This is a genomic window from Rhizobium sullae (assembly GCF_900169785.1).
GTDB classification, from domain to species: domain Bacteria; phylum Pseudomonadota; class Alphaproteobacteria; order Rhizobiales; family Rhizobiaceae; genus Rhizobium; species Rhizobium sullae.
In genome coordinates this window covers 36374-54597 of the sequence record NZ_FWER01000014.1, presented here as the reverse complement: position 1 = coordinate 54597, position 18224 = coordinate 36374, and the positions used below count along the sequence as shown (strand labels likewise).

Genomic DNA, 18224 nt, shown 5'->3' with positions numbered 1-18224 from the left:
TAGGAGGTTCGTCTTCTTTGCACGAACTCAAACTTGCGGGGATCGATATCTGCGAAGGCGGCCAAAGCGAAAGCTATCTGCCGCCGCTGCCCGAACCATCATCATTTCCCCGATCGTTTCATGCGTCAAAAGACCGACAAGATGATCAGCACCGTCCACGACGGCGATGGCCGGCACATTTCCCTGCTGCATCAATCGTAGGCTGTTTTCCAGGCTTTTCCGATGATGGATCCTTGGAATGTCGGTACGCATCGCGCTTGCGACCGGCGTGTCCGGACCTTTGTCCTTCAAGGCGCGGATCATGTCGTCGCGCGTCAGCAGACCCTCAAAACGGCCGGCGGAATCGGTCACCGGGAACTCGCGTTGCGTTGTCGCAAGCAGCATTTCGATCGCCTCGTCGATACTCGCAGAGCGATCGAGCTTTGCGAATTTTGTGATCATCACGTCGCTGATCAGAACGCTGCCGGAGACCTCGCGGATCTGCGCGTTCTGCGCTTCCGCCGCTGCGGCGAGATAGACGAAGATGGCGATGAAAATCAGCAGCGGATTGTAAAAAAGGCCGACGAAGCCGAAGACGAAGGCAAGCCCCTGGCCGATCGTCGCTGCGATCTGCGTAGCACGCGACCAGGTGAAGCGGGAGGCCAGAGCGGCACGCAGCACCCGGCCTCCGTCCATCGGAAAGGCGGGGATCATGTTGAAGAGCACGAGGAAGATGTTGACGCCGGCAAGCCTCGCCAGAAAACCGGCCTCGGGATCCTCGACCTCGGCCATTTGCTCGATTCCCATCGACGCGCCGAGCAGGAGAACGATCAGCACCGCGATCGCCACGTTGACCAGCGGACCGGCGATGGCAATCAGTAATTCCTGATGAGGCTCGTCTGGCATGCGTTCAAGGCGGGCGACGCCACCGATCGGCAGTAACGTGATATCGGGTGTCTTGATCCCGAAATAGCGCGCAACGGCAATATGGCCGAATTCGTGCAGCACGACGCAGGCAAACACGGCCATGATGAAGGCAATGCCCTCCCACGCCGCCGATGTGCCGCCGACGCGGTAATGCATCAGCCAGATCCAGACGAGCAGGAGCGCGAAGGTAACGTGCACGCGTAGAGCCGTACCGGCGATCGTCCCGATTTTGAAGGACCAACCCATTGCTCATCCCCTTCCGCGTTGCGAAGATTGGTCCGATTTGGACGGCATCAGATTGCCTATTTCCATCGGAAAAGGAAATATGATTGTCGATGTCTTCTCGCTGGCGATCACGTTCAACGTGCTCAAATAACGAAGCTGCATCGCCTCCGGCTGCCTGGCGAGTATTTCAGCTGCTTCAAGCAGCTTTGCTGCGGCCTGCTGCTCGCCTTCCGCATTGATTACCTTGGCGCGCCGCTCGCGCTCGGCTTCCGCCTGCCGGGCGATCGCGCGGATCATGGATTCGTTGATGTCGACATGCTTGATCTCGACATTGGCAACCTTGATGCCCCATGCATCGGTCTGGGCGTCCAGGATTTCCTGAATGTCGCTGTTGAGCTTGTCGCGTTCCGCCAGCATCTCGTCAAGATCGTGCTTGCCGAGAACCGAGCGCAGTGTCGTCTGAGCGAGCTGGCTCGTCGCCATCATGAAGTCCTCGACCTGTATCGTCGATCTCTCTGGGTCGATGACCCTGAAATAGATGACGGCGCTGACGCGGACAGAGACGTTGTCATGCGAAATGACGTCCTGACCCGGCACATCGAGCACCCGCGTGCGCAGATCGACGCGTACCATTTGCTGGACATAGGGGATGAGCAGGATCAATCCAGGACCCTTGACGCCGGTGAAGCGGCCAAGCGTGAAAACGACACCCCGCTCGTATTCCCGTAGGATTTTGATCGCGGATGCGATCACGAGGAGCAAAATAAGGATGATCACAAGATAGAAGGCGAACTCTGCAAACATGCCCATGACGTTTCCTCCTGCTTTCTGAAAACCCGCTAAGTCTCCTGCGCATAGCGGGCGACTTCCAACGTCAACCCGTTTCGGCCGGTTACCTTAACGCCATCACCGACGACGAGCGGCTCGGTCGAAACTGCCTTCCAGCGTTCGCCATGTGCGATGACATAGCCTGAAGTGCCCGTCCAACTTTCGACTTTGCCCGAAATACCGACCATCTGCTCGGTTCCAGTGCTGACTTTACGCCGGTGCGAAACGATAGCGAGCCGGGCAACGATGAGACTGAGCGCGAGACAGGCGATGGCGATGGCGGCCAGCATGGACGAGGAAACCTCAAGGTCCGGGATGTCAGTATCGAACAGAAGAGCTGCACCAAGCACAAGCGCGATCCCTCCGCTGATGCCGAGGGCGCCAAAAGAAGGTGCATGCGCCTCGGCTACTGTCAGCCCCGCGCCAAGGGCGATCAGTCCGACGCCTGCATAACTCACAGGCAGCAATGCCAGGGCGTAGAGTCCGAGCAGCAGGCAGATACCCCCGATCGTGCCGGGAACCAATGTGCCTGGGGCGAGAAATTCGAAGATCAGCCCGTATATGCCGACCATCAGGAGAATGAGTGCAATGTTCGGATCGGTAATCACCGAAAGCAGGCGCGTCCGCCAATCCGGTTCGAACTCCTGAACGACAAGACCGGAGCTATCGAGCCGGACATCCGTTTGACCGACCCGCACCGTACGCCCTTGGACCTGCCTCAGGAGATCCTCGATGGTGACTGCCGTGAAATCGATGACGTGCTCGCGTGCAGCGGCGGCCGATGAAAGACTGGCGGCCTCGCGCACGGCTTTTTCGGCCCAATCCGCATTGCGATTGCGCAATTCCGCAAGGCCGCGGATGTAGGCCACCGCATCATTGACGGCTTTTGCCTCGCTGGCATTGCGGGGCGACTGCCGTTGCGTGCCGCCCGGTTCATCCGGATTGTCTTTGTCGGGTTCCCTGTCTTCATCGAAAGTGCCACCTCCAAGTGCGATCGGTGTCGCTGCTCCGAGATTGGTGCCTGGCGCCATCGCTGCAATGTGGCTGGCGTAAAGAATATAGGTACCGGCACTTGCCGCGCGTGCGCCGCTCGGCGCCACGAAACCAGCCACGGGTACGGGCGAGGCTATGATCGCGCGTATGATGTCCCGCATCGAGGTGTCGAGACCGCCCGGCGTGTCCATCTGCAGGACGATCAGGCTCGCATTCCGTTCACTGGCATGCTGAAGGCCACTTTTCACATAGTCGGCCGTCGCCGGCCCGACGGCCCCGTTTAACTTCAGAACTATGGCCACGCGCTCTGCTGCAAATGCGGAAACTGTGAGACTCGAAGCGGAAATCAGGATCAACAGCAAGGTGATGATTGGCGGCATTCGCCGCCGAACCCTTAAGTACCAAGGTAGCATCCACCGGATATTCATCCTATGGAATATATGGCAGGCTCGCCAAACTGTAAGACAAAGCCTGCCAACTTGGGTTCTTCCGCGGTCAGGACCTGGAACTTTTACGCCGTGGCATCAATTAGGTCCTGGAGGATGCAATAGCCGAATTCACACGCGGAGGTTCGATGGCAAACAACAACGTCCGAAGGCAACAGGCATGCGGCCAGGCTGCTGAAGATTCCTGCGATGTCGGAGAAAGAAAACACATCCTCGGTCATGGCTGCGGCCATAGCCGGCTTCATCCTTGGCAATTTATACACAAACCGATGAATTCGCCGCACATCTTTCGGTGCAGCTTATGATCTACTTTACCAGCGATACCCACTTTGGTGATCCGCGTATCCTTCGCATCGACAGGCGGCCTTTCCCTGACCTGGCCGACCACGACGTCACCTTGATCCGTTACTGGAATGCGACGGTCGGGCCAGACGACGAGGTATGGCACCTTGGCGATTTCATGTCGTCACGCGCAGGGAATGCCGATCAGTTGCTGTCAGTGCTCAACGGAAAAAAACATCTGATTATCGGCAACAGCGATCCAGCGGAAGTGATCAAAGCGTCCGGCTGGGCAAGCACGCAGCACTATGTCGAGCTTGCGATCGGCGATCAGTTGTTGATCCTCTGTCATTATCCCTTCAGAACTTGGAACAAGATGGGCAGGAAATCAATCAACCTTCATGGCCATTCGCATGGCAAGCTCAAACCGCTTCCGTACCAATATGACGTCGGTGTCGATGCCCACGGCCTGCGGCCGGTCGAATTGGCAGAAATCCTGGCATCGCGCCGCAAGACGTCAGTGGCTGACTGAAGTGTCGCGAATTGGCTGACCTCAGGCTTTCAAGCCTCAAGCGCGAGGGTCTCGCAGATGGACGCGCCGGGTTCGGCTTACTGATCCCGAGCGGGAGCACTCACGGAAATTAAGGCGCGAATTTACCGATCTGCCCCCAGGAACAATGCTCTCAGGAAAGATCCCGGACTGGACCGCGAGATATGACCAGCGAAAAAACAAATGCAAAAAACAAACTCCGCATAAGGCCGAAGGCATGGCCCAGCTCATCGCCAGATCAAAAACGGTATCAGAGACGCCTGGGCGACAATTTGGATGCGGTGATCAACTACGACGATGTGCAACTGATGGGACCGAGATCGCCTACGTTTGAGTGCCGTCTCGAATCGCCCGCATCGCCGGGCGCACCTTCGAAGCCTCGAAAGCCTCGAGAGTTTGCTTTGCTCTGAGTTCCCAGGTCTTTGAGCCTTGCCTGCGAGCGAACGCTATTGACCTCCGAAGCGCTGCTTGGGCCCCCCAGCCCTCCTCGGAAGTCTGTGCGTTCAGTTCGCCCTGCAGACGTAGGAGCTCGGCTGTAAAGTAGTGCTCCCCCGTCTTTTCCGCGAGAGCTAGAGCCTGCTCCACCGTAGCAGATGCATCCGGAATCCGACCCAGCCTCAAATAGCTCTCCGCTAGAATCCCGAGGTAACAGGTCTTGTCGATCTCTTGCTCACCCATGTTGTCGCAGATGTGGCGCATCTGATCGAGGCCCGACGCATCCTGACGAGTAACGACGAGCATCCAGCCATGGAAGAAAGAAGCCATGTTGAGCCAAAGTTGGAAGCCGTTCTTTCTCGCCAGCGGCATTAACTCATCGATCATTCTCTCCAACATTGTCGCGTCATGCCGAAGGGCCATGAGGATACAGCCGTTCCCAAGACAGGCCGCCAGGCGGTAGTCCGTTTGCTGACGGGCCTGCTCTTCAGCCTCCAGGAACATCGCCAATGCCGATTGCTCCTCACCAAGAAGCTGCAACGTCCATGAAAGGTAAATCATGGCCATGCTCGGGAAGTCACTTCCCACCTCGTCGGCGGCCTGCCTATATGCCAGTGCTTCTTCAAGGTAGGAGCGTGCCTCCTTAAATCGACCCTGCGAGAACGAGCACATGCCCAAGAACTGCATGCCGAGAACAAGAGCCCTCGTGCTTGCCTGCTTTTGACCCATGTCCAACAGTTGGTTGCTTGCCCACTCAGCGTCGGTGAAACGCGCAGAATTGAACGCTATACCAAAGAGGCCATCCAGCGCTCGGATTGCCGCCTCCGCGTCGCCTAAGGCTTCGCTCAGCCGCATGACGTTGCGGTAGGCGGTGCTTCCTTCATCGGTCATGTAACCATATGCTGCGTACAGCACGTCCCCGCGTTCCAGTTCCAGCCTAAGCTCCTTTCGGTCCCGATGGCTGGACGGTGAAAGCTTGCGGACGCATTCGAGCCCTTTCGCAAACATATTGGCCGACTCCACTTTTGCCCACGTCGACCCCACTTTGATGCCGGCCGCCAACCAGTGATCGGCGGCCCGTTCGAACTCCCCCGCCTCGTCGAGATGTTGCGCCAGCACTTCCGGGTGCTCATTTCCAATGTGCGGCTCCGTTTTCTCCATCGCGTCGACGACAAGTGCGTGAAGCTGGCGTCGCCTATCCCGCAGCAACGCCCCGCATGCCGCCTCTTGGAGCAGCGCATGAGTGAACGTGTATCTCGGCCACTCGGAGAAAGGCTGGGGTGACACCAGGCCAACTTCGGTCAGGCGCTGCAATTGTGGCTTCAAATTGTCGAGGGAAACATCCGCGATCCGTGCAAGCATTCTTATGTCGAACTCGCGGCCGATCACCGCCGCGATCTGCGCGATCACCTTTCCTTCTCCAAGCTTATCAAGTCTGGAAAGCAACGCCGATTGCAAGGTATTGGGAACCTCTATGGGACCATCTTTCGCCCTGCGTGATCGGCCATCAGACGAGGCCGTCAGCTCAACAGCAGACTTTGCAAGCTCCTCCACATAGAGGGGTACCCCTTCTGACTTCCTCAGCAAGGACCGGGTGACCTCTGAGGTGAGTTTGACGCCTATGGCCACGTTTTCAATGAGGGCGTTGGCCTCATCGCGTGTAAGCCGTCCGACCTTCATATGCTCGATGTTCGGTAGCCGATCGGGAATTTTCCAGGCGTCCTCCCGCGAGGTTATTACTACGAGGGCGGGGAAATCTCGTACGTCCTGCAGAAGCATATTAAGAAGGCTGCTTGAGGAAGGGTCTATCCACTGCTCGTCTTCGATCGCAAGCAACAAGGGACCCGACTTGGCAACGTGGCGCAACCACTCCACGAAGACCCTGCGGACGATCGCCTGCTGCTCGGTCGAGGTGCGTTCAGAGGGTGGATAATCCACCTGCTCGACCGTCAATAACCGGGCAAAGATAGGAAAGGAGTCCGACAGAGGCGCGTTACTGAGCGACAGGACCGCCTCAAGTTTCCTTGTTGCGATGGACGAGGGTTCACTGGCAGATATGCCGGCTTCTTGTCTTAGAAGCTGTAGAAAGGGAAAGAGAGTACTGTGGGAATATGCAGGGGAACACTGCGCAATCAACGTCTTCGCCGCGGGGACTCTTTGCACCACCTCGAACAGGATTCGCGATTTGCCGATTCCTGGCTCACCGCTTAGAAGGAGCCATCGCCCGCAATCTTCATCGGCCACCTTTCGCCAGAGAGCAAGAACTCTTTCAATCTCACTCGTGCGACCAACGAGTCGTGTCAGCCGAGTCTTGCTAAACCTCCTGCCGCGAGACAGAGCCTTGTTGGCACGCCAAATACGGACCGGGTCAGCGAAGCCTTTCAAAGTCCTCGCGCCGAGATCTTGAAATTCAAATGCGCGGCACGCGGATGCGTATGTGCTTTGGTCAAGGAGAATCGTCTGCGGATCCGCGATCGCCTCAAGCCGTTGAGCCAAATTGGGCACGGGTCCGAAGGCTACAGTGGATACGCCCGCTGGCGCGCCCTCGATGTCGCCCACGACCACAAGACCGCTGGCAATTCCGATCCGCACACGCGGCCGGGAATGGTCGGGTGCTTCGATCTGAGGAACCGCAAGGAGAAGGTCGAATGCGAGCTCAAGTGCGCGCTCCGCATCGTCCTCTTCGGCGATTGGATAGCCAAACAGAACCTGGAAGGCGTCGCCGATATAGTTTGCAACAAAGCCGCCGTGTGACCTGGCGAGCCCGCCGCACCGATTAAGGTATCTCTGGGTAAAATCACTGAAATCCTCGGGATCCAGACGTGCGGCATAGCCTGTGGAACCGACCATGTCGCAGAACAAAATTGTCAACCGGCGACGCTCTGGCTGATTTCTCAAAGCCCTGGCCTCAGGCGGTCTGCCCATGGCCGCGACTGCCGCCAGCAATTTTCGCCGAGGACCCACCGGAATTCGCATCTCACGCAGATCTTTGTCCGTGAGCAACCTCAGGCTGTCGAAATCGACCTGGGCTCGCGCGAAAGCCGGCGCAAGATGCGCAAGCCCTGCATCCGCCAGCCATTTTTCGACGTCGCTCATTGTGGTTCCTTCACGGCCGGTGAAGGCCCGCTACCTCAACTTGCGCTTTTGTTTCGTTAAGGCTACAGTAGGAATGCGGAATATCCAATAGATCGTTGTTCAGCATTTTGACCCCAATGCCCCCGCAGCGGCGCGATGCGGGCAGCTGATGCGAATCCTTATTGGGGCAAAGATTAATAATACCATCTGTGCCAACAGCTTTTCAAATCGAGACCCGTCAGGAGTTCTTAGATCGGTACTCCGATGAACAATTTAGCCAAATGCACGCTTTTTACGCTATTGTTGCGCTCGGCGGTCCCATTGGTGTTTTTGCCCAGGACTGTCCGCCGATTCCGATGAAGCCGCCCCTTTGTTCCGAGATGATAGGGTGAAACAGTGCAACATTTGGGAGAGGGCATTCGCATGACTCAAGCGCCCGTGAAATCCAAAAAAGCTCCGGCGAAGCCGGCAACCGCCGCCGCGAAGACCAGGACCCCAAAGACGAATGTGGCTTCCCCCACGCCCGCCGGGACGGTGGACTCGTGGGAGGACGATGCTGAACCGGCCGTGGCCCTGACCGTGCCGACACCAGATCTTTCGAAGACCCCCCTCGCCTTCTCGTTCCCAGCGCAGGGCCCGGCGCCCGCCGCCTACGCCCACGGGACGTCTCAGTTCCGCTACTGGGCCACAGCGGCCGCGTTGAGGCGCGGCGCCGACTATTGGGCCAAGCGGGTTCCGCTGACACAATGGTACGGGGGCCCCAGCCTCAAGGTCGTGCTCGACAAGGGATTCGACCTCGACGCCAACTACGACCGGGCTGCGTTGAACTTCTTCCACGGTCCGGGGGTGACGGGAACGGTGTTCACCTGCGAGAGTCCCGACTTAAGCTGTCACGAGATGGGACACGCCGTGCTTGACGCGTTCAAGCCGGGGCTGTGGGGCGCCGCCAGCCAGGAGGCTGCGGCCTTTCACGAGTCCTTCGGCGACATCAGCGCCTTGATGTCGGCCATCCAGATCCCGTCGCTGCGGACCGCGATCCTCACCGTCACGGGCGGGAACCTGTACACCAAGTCGCGTCTCTCGAGGCTCGCGGAGCAGCTCGGAAGCGCTCTCCGCGCCCAGGATCCCGACCTGGCCGAGGCGGACTGCCTGCGCAATGCGGTCAACTCGTTCAACTACCAGGATCCGACGACGCTCCCGAGCATGGCCCCCATGTCGCAGCTCTCTTCGGAGCCGCACTCCTTCTCGCGTATTTTCACTGGCGCCTTCTTCGAGATCCTCGGAGCCTCGCTCGCCGCGAAGGCGGCCAAGCCGGGGGCCCCGACCGAGGCGGAGCTGCATGCCGTCGCCGACGAACTCGCCGGATTTCTCGTGCAGGGAGTCAAGTGGTCGCCGATCGTCGCTAACTGGTACGCCCACGTCGCGGCGTGCATGGTGATCGCGGCGCAGGCGGACACAACCTACTCGTCGATCGCCAAGGGCGTGTTCGTGGGGAGAAACATCCTTTCCCTGCAATCCGCATCCTCGCTCCCGATGATATCCCAGGTCAAGTCCCTCGCCGCGGCGGCGAGACCGGCCGCGGCCGCGGAAAAGCCCGTGCCGATGGTGGGGCTGTCGGCGTCCCACTACGGCATCGACGGCGTGCTCTTCGTGGAGGCAACGGCCGAGCCGCGCAAGTTTCTCGTGACGGCCGCCGGCTTCAACGCTGAGCCGGTCGCCCCCCCGAGCGGAACTGCGGCGGCCAAGGCCTTCGTCGACGACCTCTTCATGCGTGGCCGCGTCGACTATGGCGCGGTCGTCGACCCGGAACACCGGCTGGCGCGCGACCGCAAGGTCAAGACGCACGCGCTGGTCAAAGTCGACGGGGGCGCGCGTCTTGAGCGCCGACTTTTCAACTGCGGCCTTTGTGCACGCGGCGTCAGCTACTAGAAAGGAAACGCTGCAGTGACGCAGAAGGAAATCCCGCTTGACCCTGACGTCGTCGTCCCCAATGACGAGCCATCCAAGGCGTTCGTCAGGGGACTCGTCGAGCGGGGAGAAGCGGTGTCGCCCACACCCGACGGCAAGCTTCCCCCGCGCGCTACCCACGTTATCGTCGGCACGACCAGCGAAGGCCTGCCGATCGTGAAGCGGATGCGCTTCAGCGCGTTCTAGCTGCACCGACGGCGGCCACAACTCAGACCGTCGCACCTCACCGCCCATTACAAGGCGAAAGCGCTGTCCGTGGAGCCGAGGGCGTTGTCGTCCAAGAGGTCGTCGGTCGGGCACCCCCGCAACTCTCCTCCCATCGCTCGGACGGCACGGGGATCGACCGATCTGTCAGCGAACCGCTCGGGTTGAGTTGTCACGCAGCCTGAGGTTGCTTCAAGGTGAGCGCTCGCCGACGATATAGCCACCGCCGTAGCAAGGTCGTACATCCTTTGTCTTTGGCGCGGATCAGACGAAAGCAAATAAAGCGACTGCTTGGCTCTCGCCTCCCATGCCTTCGCCCCCTGATCGCGTGCGAAAGAGATGGCCTCCTGCAACGATCCTTTGTCATCAGCGAGCCGGTCCGTCTGCCTTAGCAGTTCTTTCCCGTAGACGAAGCAACTCGGGCGTGTAGTAGTGCTTCTGGAATGGGCCTTTGTTCGTCAAGTCCCTCAGCACCAAAATCTCGCCACCAGGATCAAGCTTCTGTCCGTGGTCTACACCAGGGTCGCCACACCATGCCATAAGATCAGAACCGGCAGGTCACCCCCATGGGGTTGCACCGACCTGCCGAGCGCAGCGATCGCGGCGAGCAGCCTGCTGCGAGGGGGCCCAAGGGGACGCCCAGTTCGCGCAGATCCTGCTCGGATAGCAGCACGAGCGTGTCTAAATCGATCTGCGTGTCGGCGAATTTGTCCGCCAAGTGCTGCAACCCGATTTCGGCCTGCCGTGTTGTGATGTCGCTCATCGCCGGATCCGCCCAGTTGAAATCGAGCCGCGCCTCAACTTGCGCATTTCTTCGGTACAGGCTACTCTACTAGGCGAGGTCATTAAACAACTTGAGTTTAATCTCAGCGGGGTCCACATGGTGTGGCCACGTATACTTGCAGTGCTGCGAGAACGTCGGTGCGGTCCGTTGGTAGTGCATTGAATGGCGTAGGGCGGGCCGGACCCTCGGTGGGCAGCACGGAGGGGGTCAACGTGAATGCATCCAGGATTTTCGGGGCTGTGGCCCTTTTCTCGTTGCTTGCGGCCTCGCCCGCATTCGCGGCCAACGAATGCCCCGGGTCAAACGACATGGCCTGGAGGGACTACCGCGGCGGGTCGTTGACCGCGCCCACGCCGGAGGAACGGGGCGACGTGATAGACCTGCTCTCCCAATACGCATGGACGATGGACAACCGCGACTTCAACGGGCTGGCCGCTCTGTTCGTGGACAACGGTCATTACTACCATTGCGACCCGGGCAATCCGAATGCCACGCTTGGCATTTCGGCAGCGTCGCTGGCCAAGCAGTTCCAGACGATGTTCGCGAACCTCGCCGCAACGAACTCCAGTGCCACCCGGCAGCTTGGCAGCATCCTGATCGGGAAGACGACAGACGGCAACTTCGAGGTTGCCTTATCGGCCCAAGTGAGCATTCAGACGATCGGGGTCAGCGCGGTACAGCTCGACTACACGGCCAAGCTATACGCGACGATCACGCAGGACGGCGAATTGTTGAAGTTCATTGTCCTCAAGGTCGCCCCCTACCAGTCCGGGATCCAGGCCAGCGCGCGTTGACCGCCCGCGGGCAGGAAATGGGGGAAGGAACCGTGGGGCGCCTTGTCCATCTCGCCGCAGCGACGGCGGTCGCTCTTTTTCTGCCCATTGGATTGGAGACCCCCTCTCTCGGGGAGCCGCACCCCGAGCCTCACGAGGGAGCGGGATCTTTCTCAGTCGCTGAGTCAAGAGCTGCAACGGCCGGCCCCGGAACGGTTTCGCGATACGACCTACTTCTTCAATGGAACGGCGACGTGTTGTGGGCTCCGGCGACGGCAAGCGCAGATCCGGTGACAAAATTCGGCGACGAGGCTAGATCGGTGTTCGGCCCCATGCCGGACGGGGCCTGCACGGGACCGAACTCGCGGCAGGTCGGTCTCGAGGTCGACGGAAACGTCGTAAAACTGGAACCAAACCCCTCCAAGGCAGGCGCGCCGCTCGAATTCGCCCACCGTGACGTCGAAGGCCACCTGGTGAAGTGGACGACCGCCATCGAGCGCTGCGACAAGCCTTCGCTCGCGGGCGACGTCACTTTCTGCGCGATGAACTCGCGGGTCGGCAAGGTGACGCGTAACAATGTACAGTGGCTGTTCCTCTGCCGGAAGTCGTCCGAGAGCCTGGAACTCGAGACGGATTCCTACTGGACGGCGACGGATCCACGGTTCTCCCGGTACAGCGCGATCGGATTCAACAACGTCACGGGCGAAATTGCGTTCCTCGACGGCCGGAAGGACCGCTCCGTCTTCGACTGGACGGAGCGCTTCCCGCCCCCCGGCGGAGCGTCCTACGGCGACTCTGCCGGGCGGCGCGCTGCGGTGGAGCTTTACGACGGCGGCGCCAAGGTCGATTGCGTACTCTGTCATGACAACAAGAAGCCCACCGTCGTCGATCCGCACATGCAGCAGGCGAGGGTCGGCTATTTCGGGGGCAGGCACGATCCGCGCGCCGCGTTCGGGATGGGCAACTTCCTTCCGGGCGGCATCGCGAGGCCGGACGCGCCGTTCCGCGTGATCGGTTCGGGATATTCGGCCGCCCATGCCAGCACGCTGCTCGACGCTAGGTCCTTCTTGATCGACGGCCATCCGTGCTCGGGCTGCCACAGCCTGACGACGCTGGAGTCGGGACGCCGCTTCGCCGCCGATGCCACTGGGAAGACGCCCGTCATCCCGAACGCGACGGTGATGCAGAACGCGGCCCTCTTCGCGCAAAAGGGAGCCCTCGGGCTCGTCCAGAACCACAGGACCAAATGGGCCTCCGCTTCTGGAGCGGGCAGGATCAGTCCGTGGATGACACCCGAGCATGGGGGCAGCCTATGGAAAGGCGTGCGAGTACTCAATGACGACGACTGGCTGCGTCTCAGCCGATGCGCATGGGGCGTCGGCGGAAGCGAGTGTGGATACAGGCCGCTGTTCACGCAGTGCCCACCCCCGGGCGAAGGCGGCGACACCTTCGTGCCGACGGACTTTTCGGCCGACGTGCACTTCTACCCCACCGCCACGCAGGGCGCGCAAAAGATCCTGCGCCTTTCCTGGAAGTACCTGAACGGCTACGGCGACGTGCCGGCACGCGACGACGTGCGGTTCAACGTGGCATTCAAGACGTCGGACGTGCCGTTGGTCCGCGGACCACCGACACGGCAGGAATATCCGACGATTGACGAGGCGAAGGGAACGAGCTTCGTCGCAGCGGCTGGAGGCATAGGCCGCTCGGGATCGGCGACGCTCCTGAAGCACGTTTCCTTCGCCGGACATAAAAAATGGACAGGTCCCGTGCCGTCTAACATGGCTCGATTATATTCGGTGGACGTTCCGGCGGCATGCGGGAAGCGGTATCTTTTTAGGATCGTGCCCGAGCGCTTCTGCTTCGACAATTCGGGGATCCGGTTCAGCGAAGCCGAATACCTACTCTACAGGGACATCGATTGCGGCAGATAGGCTAGACGAGGTCGGAACCGCGTCGCTTCAGCCGCCGATGCGCGATTGGTCTGGCTTAGTCCTCTGCCTTGAAGCCGGTTCGAACTGCGAAACCAGCAACGGAAGTCGCAGTGGACGGGCCCTATCAGAAGGCTGGGGAACCATCCCGAAATGATCAGAGAGAGACCAGCCATCGCTCTATATCGTCGGCATCGGTAACGTCGGCGTACTTCTGATGCATGTCGTAAAGATTGGACTCATGCGGCGCCAGGGCCCGATCCGCGCAGCAGTCGGCTGGCACCAGAACATTGAAGCCCGACTGGACTGCATCCACGACGGTTGCTCGCACGCAGCCAGAAGTCGTCGCGCCGGCGACCACCAGCGTATCGACGCTGGCACCGGTAAGAAGCCCGGCTAAAGCCGTCCCATGGAATGCAGACGCGCCCTTCTTGGTGATCACAGAGTCTCCGGGCTGGATACCGGTGGCTGCATCGATCTCCACAAGCCGGCTGCCCTCGATCAGGGCCGCCATCCCGGTCGCCTTGCGAAGCCATGGCAGCATTCTCACCTCTCCGCGATGATAGGCTATGGTGGTGTATATCACCGGCATATCTCTTGCCCTGGCAAGATCCGTGAGACGTCGCGTTGCGGCGATCTCGGCCTTCATGTCCGCCGCCGTGGGGTAGGTCGTGTCGGTGAACCCGTAGGTGAAGTCAACGACGACGATCCCCGGGCGGATGCCCCGCGGGACGGGCTGCCCGAACCCCGCGGTCCTGTAGGTTTCTTGCTGCGACATATACTATCCCTCGCGCTGGAAAGAGTGCCGTCAGGCTCGCTCCATCTGAATTTCCTTCACAACAATGTCCCCGTCGATGACGGCTGGTTCGTCGTCGAGGAAAAGCGAGCACCCGCGCATGGGAATATCGAGGTGGCAGGCCGTATCGTTGGGACCGCCTAACTCGTTGTTGGGACCTGTTGAGAACATGACATTGCCATAGAAGCTGCGCGGTTCCATGCCCATGCCGCCCGGGAAGGCTCCGGGGACCAGGTTGTGCCATTTTGCATGCGGGTTCATGCCCCAGCCGACATGGCTCATGCCCAAGCCGCGCGGATCGTTGAAATCTTCCATGTAGGACTTGACGAGTTGTGCGTCGAGCCCGCCGCGGATGTCGCTGACCCAGCCTTTCTCGATGGTGTAGTAGATCGGATCGCGGACGTAGATGTTTTGCGGCAGGAGAATGTCGCCGGGTGCCACGACAATCTGACCGTCCACGCCGTCGTCGTCACCACCCGTAAAGACGAAGCCGGACGGCCAGTGGTCCCAACGGCCGGGCTCGTCGGTGCAAGCATATTCCGTGATCGTTGGATAGGTATTGAGCTTGTAGGTGACGTCCGTTCCGTGCGGCGACGTGATGCGCATGACCTTGGCCTTGGCGAGCATCGCACCGGCGATTTCGACCTTCTCGCGGATCTCCTTCGTCGGCAGCATGCGGGCCAGCAGCTCCGGTGGCTCGACGGCGGTCAGGATGCGCGTACCGGCCGCCTGGATTGCCATCTGCTCCGGCGAAAACAACAGGAAGATGCAGTCGATCAGCATATCGCAGGCCTTCAGCGCTTCGACCGCATCGGGCATGGCCGCAAGGCCAGTGATGCCGACATTCCAGCCGCCAGTCGGTAACGGAGCCGGCAGCCGCATATGATACATCCGAGCGCCAAGGCGCTGACCCGCGGCCATGAAAGCGTCGGCATAATCCAGACGGTCATTGCCTTGGGTGAGGACAATGAGTTTTTCGCCTTCACGCACGCCAGACATCTTCAGCTGGTGCAGGCAAATCTCGGTAAAGCTCGCGTGGTCCATTTCATGGCCCTTTCGGTTCGGGTCGCGTTAGGGGAGGAAATTCATGGTGGCGGCAAGAAATCCCTCGAGATCGTCCCAGGGGATCATGTGGCCCGCCTTTTCGACAATCCGGACCTCGATGGTCGGAGCCAGGGCCCTGATTTCATCGATATCCTCCTTGCCGATGACAGCTGCACCGCCGGCGACCACGAGGCGCATGGGCAGGTTCAGATGCGGCAAATCGGCGTGGACATCGTCGGTATGGAAGCCATCATAGGCCGTGCGGATCGCATCGAGCTGGCACGTGTGCAGCCATTCGGCACGCAAGGCATTCTGCTCATCCGTCCAACTGGGACAAAAACGGCGCATGTCTTGCCCCGAGCAGCCCTTCTGCGCCATCAGGATGGAATCCTCGTACCAGTCCCAGGCGGACGGATAGGCACGCCGCCCCGGGCCTGAAACGGGAGGATCAACAAGGATCAGCCCCGACAATGCATCGGGAGCCTGACGGGCCGCGCGGATAGCCGTGCGCGCGCCCATTGAATGACCAAGCACGATCGGTCTGCCGATCCCTGCCGTTGTCGCCAATGCCACGACGTCCGCCGCCATGGCATCCAGCGAATAGTCAAGGTTACCTGCCTCACTCAGTCCACGACCGCGTACGTCGAGCACATGGACGTCGAAGGCGGCGGCCAACCTCTCGGCCACAAAACCCCAGGTAACGGCGGGCGAGGTGATGCCGGGAACCAGCAACATCGTCGGCCCCTGCCCCGGGAAATGGAGGAGGTGCTGGCGGATTCCATTTGCGCGAACATGATATCCCTTTGCCATGTGTGCCCGCCCTCCTTAATATGCGCCCGACAGCAGCGTGCCGCCGCCCGGTACGCGCGTATTGAGATCAAGAGCCCGCAGCATCTGCCAAGTGGTGGCGATGGCCGCCGTCAGAACCGGCTTGCCCGTGATCGCCTCGGCCACGGAAACGGCCGGCAGTGACGGCATCTGGACACAGGCAGAGAGTACCACCGCATCGACGTCGTCGGTTCTCATGCCCTTGACGATCTCCGGCAGGTTCAACGGATCATGGGCGGCCACGGCCAGGTTGTCCGGGATCTCCAGCGCGCACCAGTCTGCGACTTCGATCTCTTCGTTGCGAATGTAGGAAACGACCAACTCGGTGAGCGGCTTCATGTAGGGCGCCACAAGTGCGATCCGCTTGGCGCCGATCGCCTTTAGGCCCTCTACCAGCGCTCCGGCAGACGTCACGACTGGCGCCGGATTGCCGTTCGTGACTGTGATGCCATGCAGGCGCGCCTGGCTTTGGCAATGATATCCGAGCCCCATCGCCATGATCGCGACCAGACAGGCATAACCCATCACATCGACCCGCGCGTCGGAAAGTTCGAGCGCGCAGCGGTCGCTGTCTGCATCCATTGCGGCAAGCTCTTCCTTCGTCACGTGCTTCATCCTCATGCGTGAGGAATGAAAAGTGAAGCGCTCAGGCGCGACCATCTCGCGTGCGTGCAGCAGCGCCGGGATTTCGGTCTCCATCGTGACGTTGGAGCTCGGGACGATCTGGCCGATCCGGTAGGTTTTCATGCTAGGCTCCATCGATCTGATGGAGGGACATTAATTATTCATCTGAATAATAACAAGCACAAATTTTCGGCGAGCCCACTGATTAGGCAGCGGCGAGCCGGTTTCTGTCTTGTCTAGACGGGTGCGCGCATCCCGGCTGCGAGAAAACGGACGAGCTGGTCGAGCATTTCGTCCTTTCCGAAGGACGTCAGATGACCCTCGGTAAGATCACCGATGCGCCCCAAATCATTGAGCATGAAAAGATATGCACCGACGAGAAAAGCCATGCGCACGCTTACGATGTCCTTGGGTACCTGCGGCAACACCCGTGAGAGGACCGAAATATAGCGCTTGACCGACGCGTCGTAGACTTCTCTTCGCAGGCGCAGCGAATGCTCTTCGGGCTCGGCATGCAATCGCGCCTGCATCGCGACGAAAGCTGCCCCGTTGGCGCTCGCGTACTTCATGTCCCACTGTGGTTTCAGGTAGGCATAAATGAGATCCTCGACCGACGGATTTTCGGTGATCTCTAAGAGTCGATCCAGATTGACATGTCTGTGTCCCGCCAGAAGTCCGCCGCGCCTCCTGAAGCACTCGTCGAAGAGATCGGCCTTCGAGCCGAAATAATATCGGATCAGCGCTTGGTTGACGCCCGCAAGGGAAGCGATTTCCCGCAGATTGGCACCTTCGAAGCCGGCGTCCGCAAACACCAGTTCGGCATGATCCAGAATGCCGTCGCGCAGATCCGAGGCCTTCCCCAAAATACCGGCCTTCGGGGGCCGCCCCGGGCCACGGCTTTTTGATTTGAGCTTCTGCTCGACCACGCGATCGTCCTCGTCAGGCGCCTGCGCCCCTTTTTTATAGGCACGGGTTGGGTTGTTTATTATCTATATGTATAATTTTATATCAGACGTTTCAGCAACTGCAGAAGCTGGTCTCTTTCCGAGGATGCTAACGGAGCAAGCGTGGCCTCGCTGCTGTGTTTCACATCCGGCAGCACTGCATCGAGCAGCCGACAGCCGGTGTCGGTGATGAAGAGCGTGTAGCGTCTTCGGTCTTCGCCGTCCTTCTCCACACGGATCAGGTCTCTCGCCAGGAGGCGCGACACGACGCCCTTGGTGGTCGCGGCATCCATCCCGACGAGACGGCCGAGGGCATTTTGCGAAAGCGGCTCCGACGCCTCACGCAGACGGTAGAGCGTCGAGAATTGAGTCGGTGTCAATCCGCCCGTCATGCGCTCCATGAAGAGAGCCATATGTCTCTGATAGGCGAGACGCAGCAAGAAGCCGACCTGGTCGTCAAGGACGTAACGTTCGCTCGGGTCAGTCATCGGCGATTTCCAGCTTCTGATGAAACAAATGTCGAACTGCAACATCCGGCGGCCTAGCGTCAAGGCGGAATCCCGATCCGCACGCGACTCTGCGCTAAAACGG

The 18224-nt window shown here is 60.1% G+C and carries 17 protein-coding genes; 5 read left to right on the top strand and 12 right to left on the bottom strand.

Translation table 11 applies throughout. From position 1 onward, the window contains the following. Positions 1-27: 27 nt before the first annotated feature. The 4 genes from BN1800_RS14395 to BN1800_RS41395 form a co-directional block, all read right to left on the bottom strand. Complete coding sequence (locus BN1800_RS14395) at positions 28-1152, bottom strand: site-2 protease family protein (protein ID WP_086998580.1); 1125 nt, start codon at positions 1150-1152, stop codon at positions 28-30. 3 nt (positions 1153-1155) lie between these two features. Beyond that, positions 1156-1941, bottom strand: a complete 786-nt coding sequence (locus BN1800_RS14390) for a slipin family protein (protein WP_027511416.1) — start codon at positions 1939-1941, stop codon at positions 1156-1158. A gap of 29 nt (positions 1942-1970) precedes the next feature. Next, entirely contained in the window at positions 1971-3332 is a 1362-nt protein-coding gene (locus tag BN1800_RS14385; protein ID WP_086998577.1) for an NfeD family protein, read from the bottom strand. A 131-nt stretch (positions 3333-3463) separates the two neighbouring features. Beyond that, a complete protein-coding gene (locus BN1800_RS41395) occupies positions 3464-3631 on the bottom strand; it encodes a hypothetical protein (RefSeq protein ID WP_179213791.1) in 168 nt (55 codons plus the stop codon). Between the two features lie 68 nt (positions 3632-3699). Here BN1800_RS41395 and BN1800_RS14375 point away from each other — a divergent pair, with 68 nt between their 5' ends. Further along, a complete protein-coding gene (locus tag BN1800_RS14375) occupies positions 3700-4209 on the top strand; it encodes a hydrolase (RefSeq protein WP_086998710.1) in 510 nt (169 codons plus the stop codon). 342 nt (positions 4210-4551) lie between these two features. Here BN1800_RS14375 and BN1800_RS14370 read toward each other — a convergent pair whose 3' ends face one another. Beyond that, positions 4552-7758: an ATP-binding protein gene (locus BN1800_RS14370; protein WP_086998572.1), complete on the bottom strand. Its 3207-nt coding sequence runs from the start codon at positions 7756-7758 to the stop codon at positions 4552-4554. Between the two features lie 402 nt (positions 7759-8160). On the opposite strand from BN1800_RS14370, the gene BN1800_RS14365 reads away from it, so the two are divergent. Next, positions 8161-9666: a gluzincin family metallopeptidase gene (locus tag BN1800_RS14365; protein ID WP_086998569.1), complete on the top strand. Its 1506-nt coding sequence runs from the start codon at positions 8161-8163 to the stop codon at positions 9664-9666. Between the two features lie 15 nt (positions 9667-9681). Continuing rightward, positions 9682-9891, top strand: coding sequence for a hypothetical protein (locus BN1800_RS14360; RefSeq protein ID WP_086998566.1), 210 nt, complete (start codon positions 9682-9684; stop codon positions 9889-9891). Positions 9892-10453: 562 nt separating this feature from the next. Here the strand turns inward: BN1800_RS14360 and BN1800_RS14350 are convergent. Further along, complete coding sequence (locus BN1800_RS14350) at positions 10454-10672, bottom strand: SAM domain-containing protein (protein WP_086998559.1); 219 nt, start codon at positions 10670-10672, stop codon at positions 10454-10456. 209 nt (positions 10673-10881) lie between these two features. Between BN1800_RS14350 and BN1800_RS14345 the strand changes: the two genes are divergently transcribed. Together BN1800_RS14345 and BN1800_RS14340 are read left to right on the top strand one after the other, a co-directional pair. Next, on the top strand, positions 10882-11487 hold the full coding sequence (locus tag BN1800_RS14345) for a nuclear transport factor 2 family protein (RefSeq protein ID WP_244564497.1): 606 nt from the start codon (positions 10882-10884) through the stop codon (positions 11485-11487). Between the two features lie 233 nt (positions 11488-11720). Beyond that, a complete protein-coding gene (locus BN1800_RS14340) occupies positions 11721-13400 on the top strand; it encodes a hypothetical protein (RefSeq protein WP_244564496.1) in 1680 nt (559 codons plus the stop codon). A 154-nt stretch (positions 13401-13554) separates the two neighbouring features. On the opposite strand, the gene BN1800_RS14335 is transcribed toward BN1800_RS14340, so the two are convergent. From BN1800_RS14335 to BN1800_RS14310, 6 genes are all read right to left on the bottom strand, one after another. Then, a complete protein-coding gene (locus tag BN1800_RS14335) occupies positions 13555-14175 on the bottom strand; it encodes an isochorismatase family protein (protein ID WP_086998551.1) in 621 nt (206 codons plus the stop codon). Between the two features lie 30 nt (positions 14176-14205). Further along, positions 14206-15237 carry a 2,5-dihydroxypyridine 5,6-dioxygenase NicX family protein gene (locus BN1800_RS14330; RefSeq protein WP_086998548.1) on the bottom strand — a complete coding sequence of 344 codons (1032 nt, stop codon included), beginning with the start codon at positions 15235-15237 and terminating at the stop codon, positions 14206-14208. Positions 15238-15264: 27 nt separating this feature from the next. Then, positions 15265-16047 (bottom strand): alpha/beta fold hydrolase, encoded by a 783-nt coding sequence (locus tag BN1800_RS14325; RefSeq protein WP_086998545.1) that lies wholly within the window; start codon positions 16045-16047, stop codon positions 15265-15267. Positions 16048-16062: 15 nt separating this feature from the next. Continuing rightward, entirely contained in the window at positions 16063-16812 is a 750-nt protein-coding gene (locus tag BN1800_RS14320) for an aspartate racemase/maleate isomerase family protein (RefSeq protein WP_086998542.1), read from the bottom strand. A 113-nt stretch (positions 16813-16925) separates the two neighbouring features. Then, positions 16926-17615, bottom strand: a complete 690-nt coding sequence (locus BN1800_RS14315; RefSeq protein ID WP_027511423.1) for a TetR/AcrR family transcriptional regulator — start codon at positions 17613-17615, stop codon at positions 16926-16928. A 77-nt stretch (positions 17616-17692) separates the two neighbouring features. Beyond that, positions 17693-18121 (bottom strand): MarR family winged helix-turn-helix transcriptional regulator, encoded by a 429-nt coding sequence (locus BN1800_RS14310; protein WP_086998706.1) that lies wholly within the window; start codon positions 18119-18121, stop codon positions 17693-17695. Positions 18122-18224 lie beyond the last annotated feature (103 nt).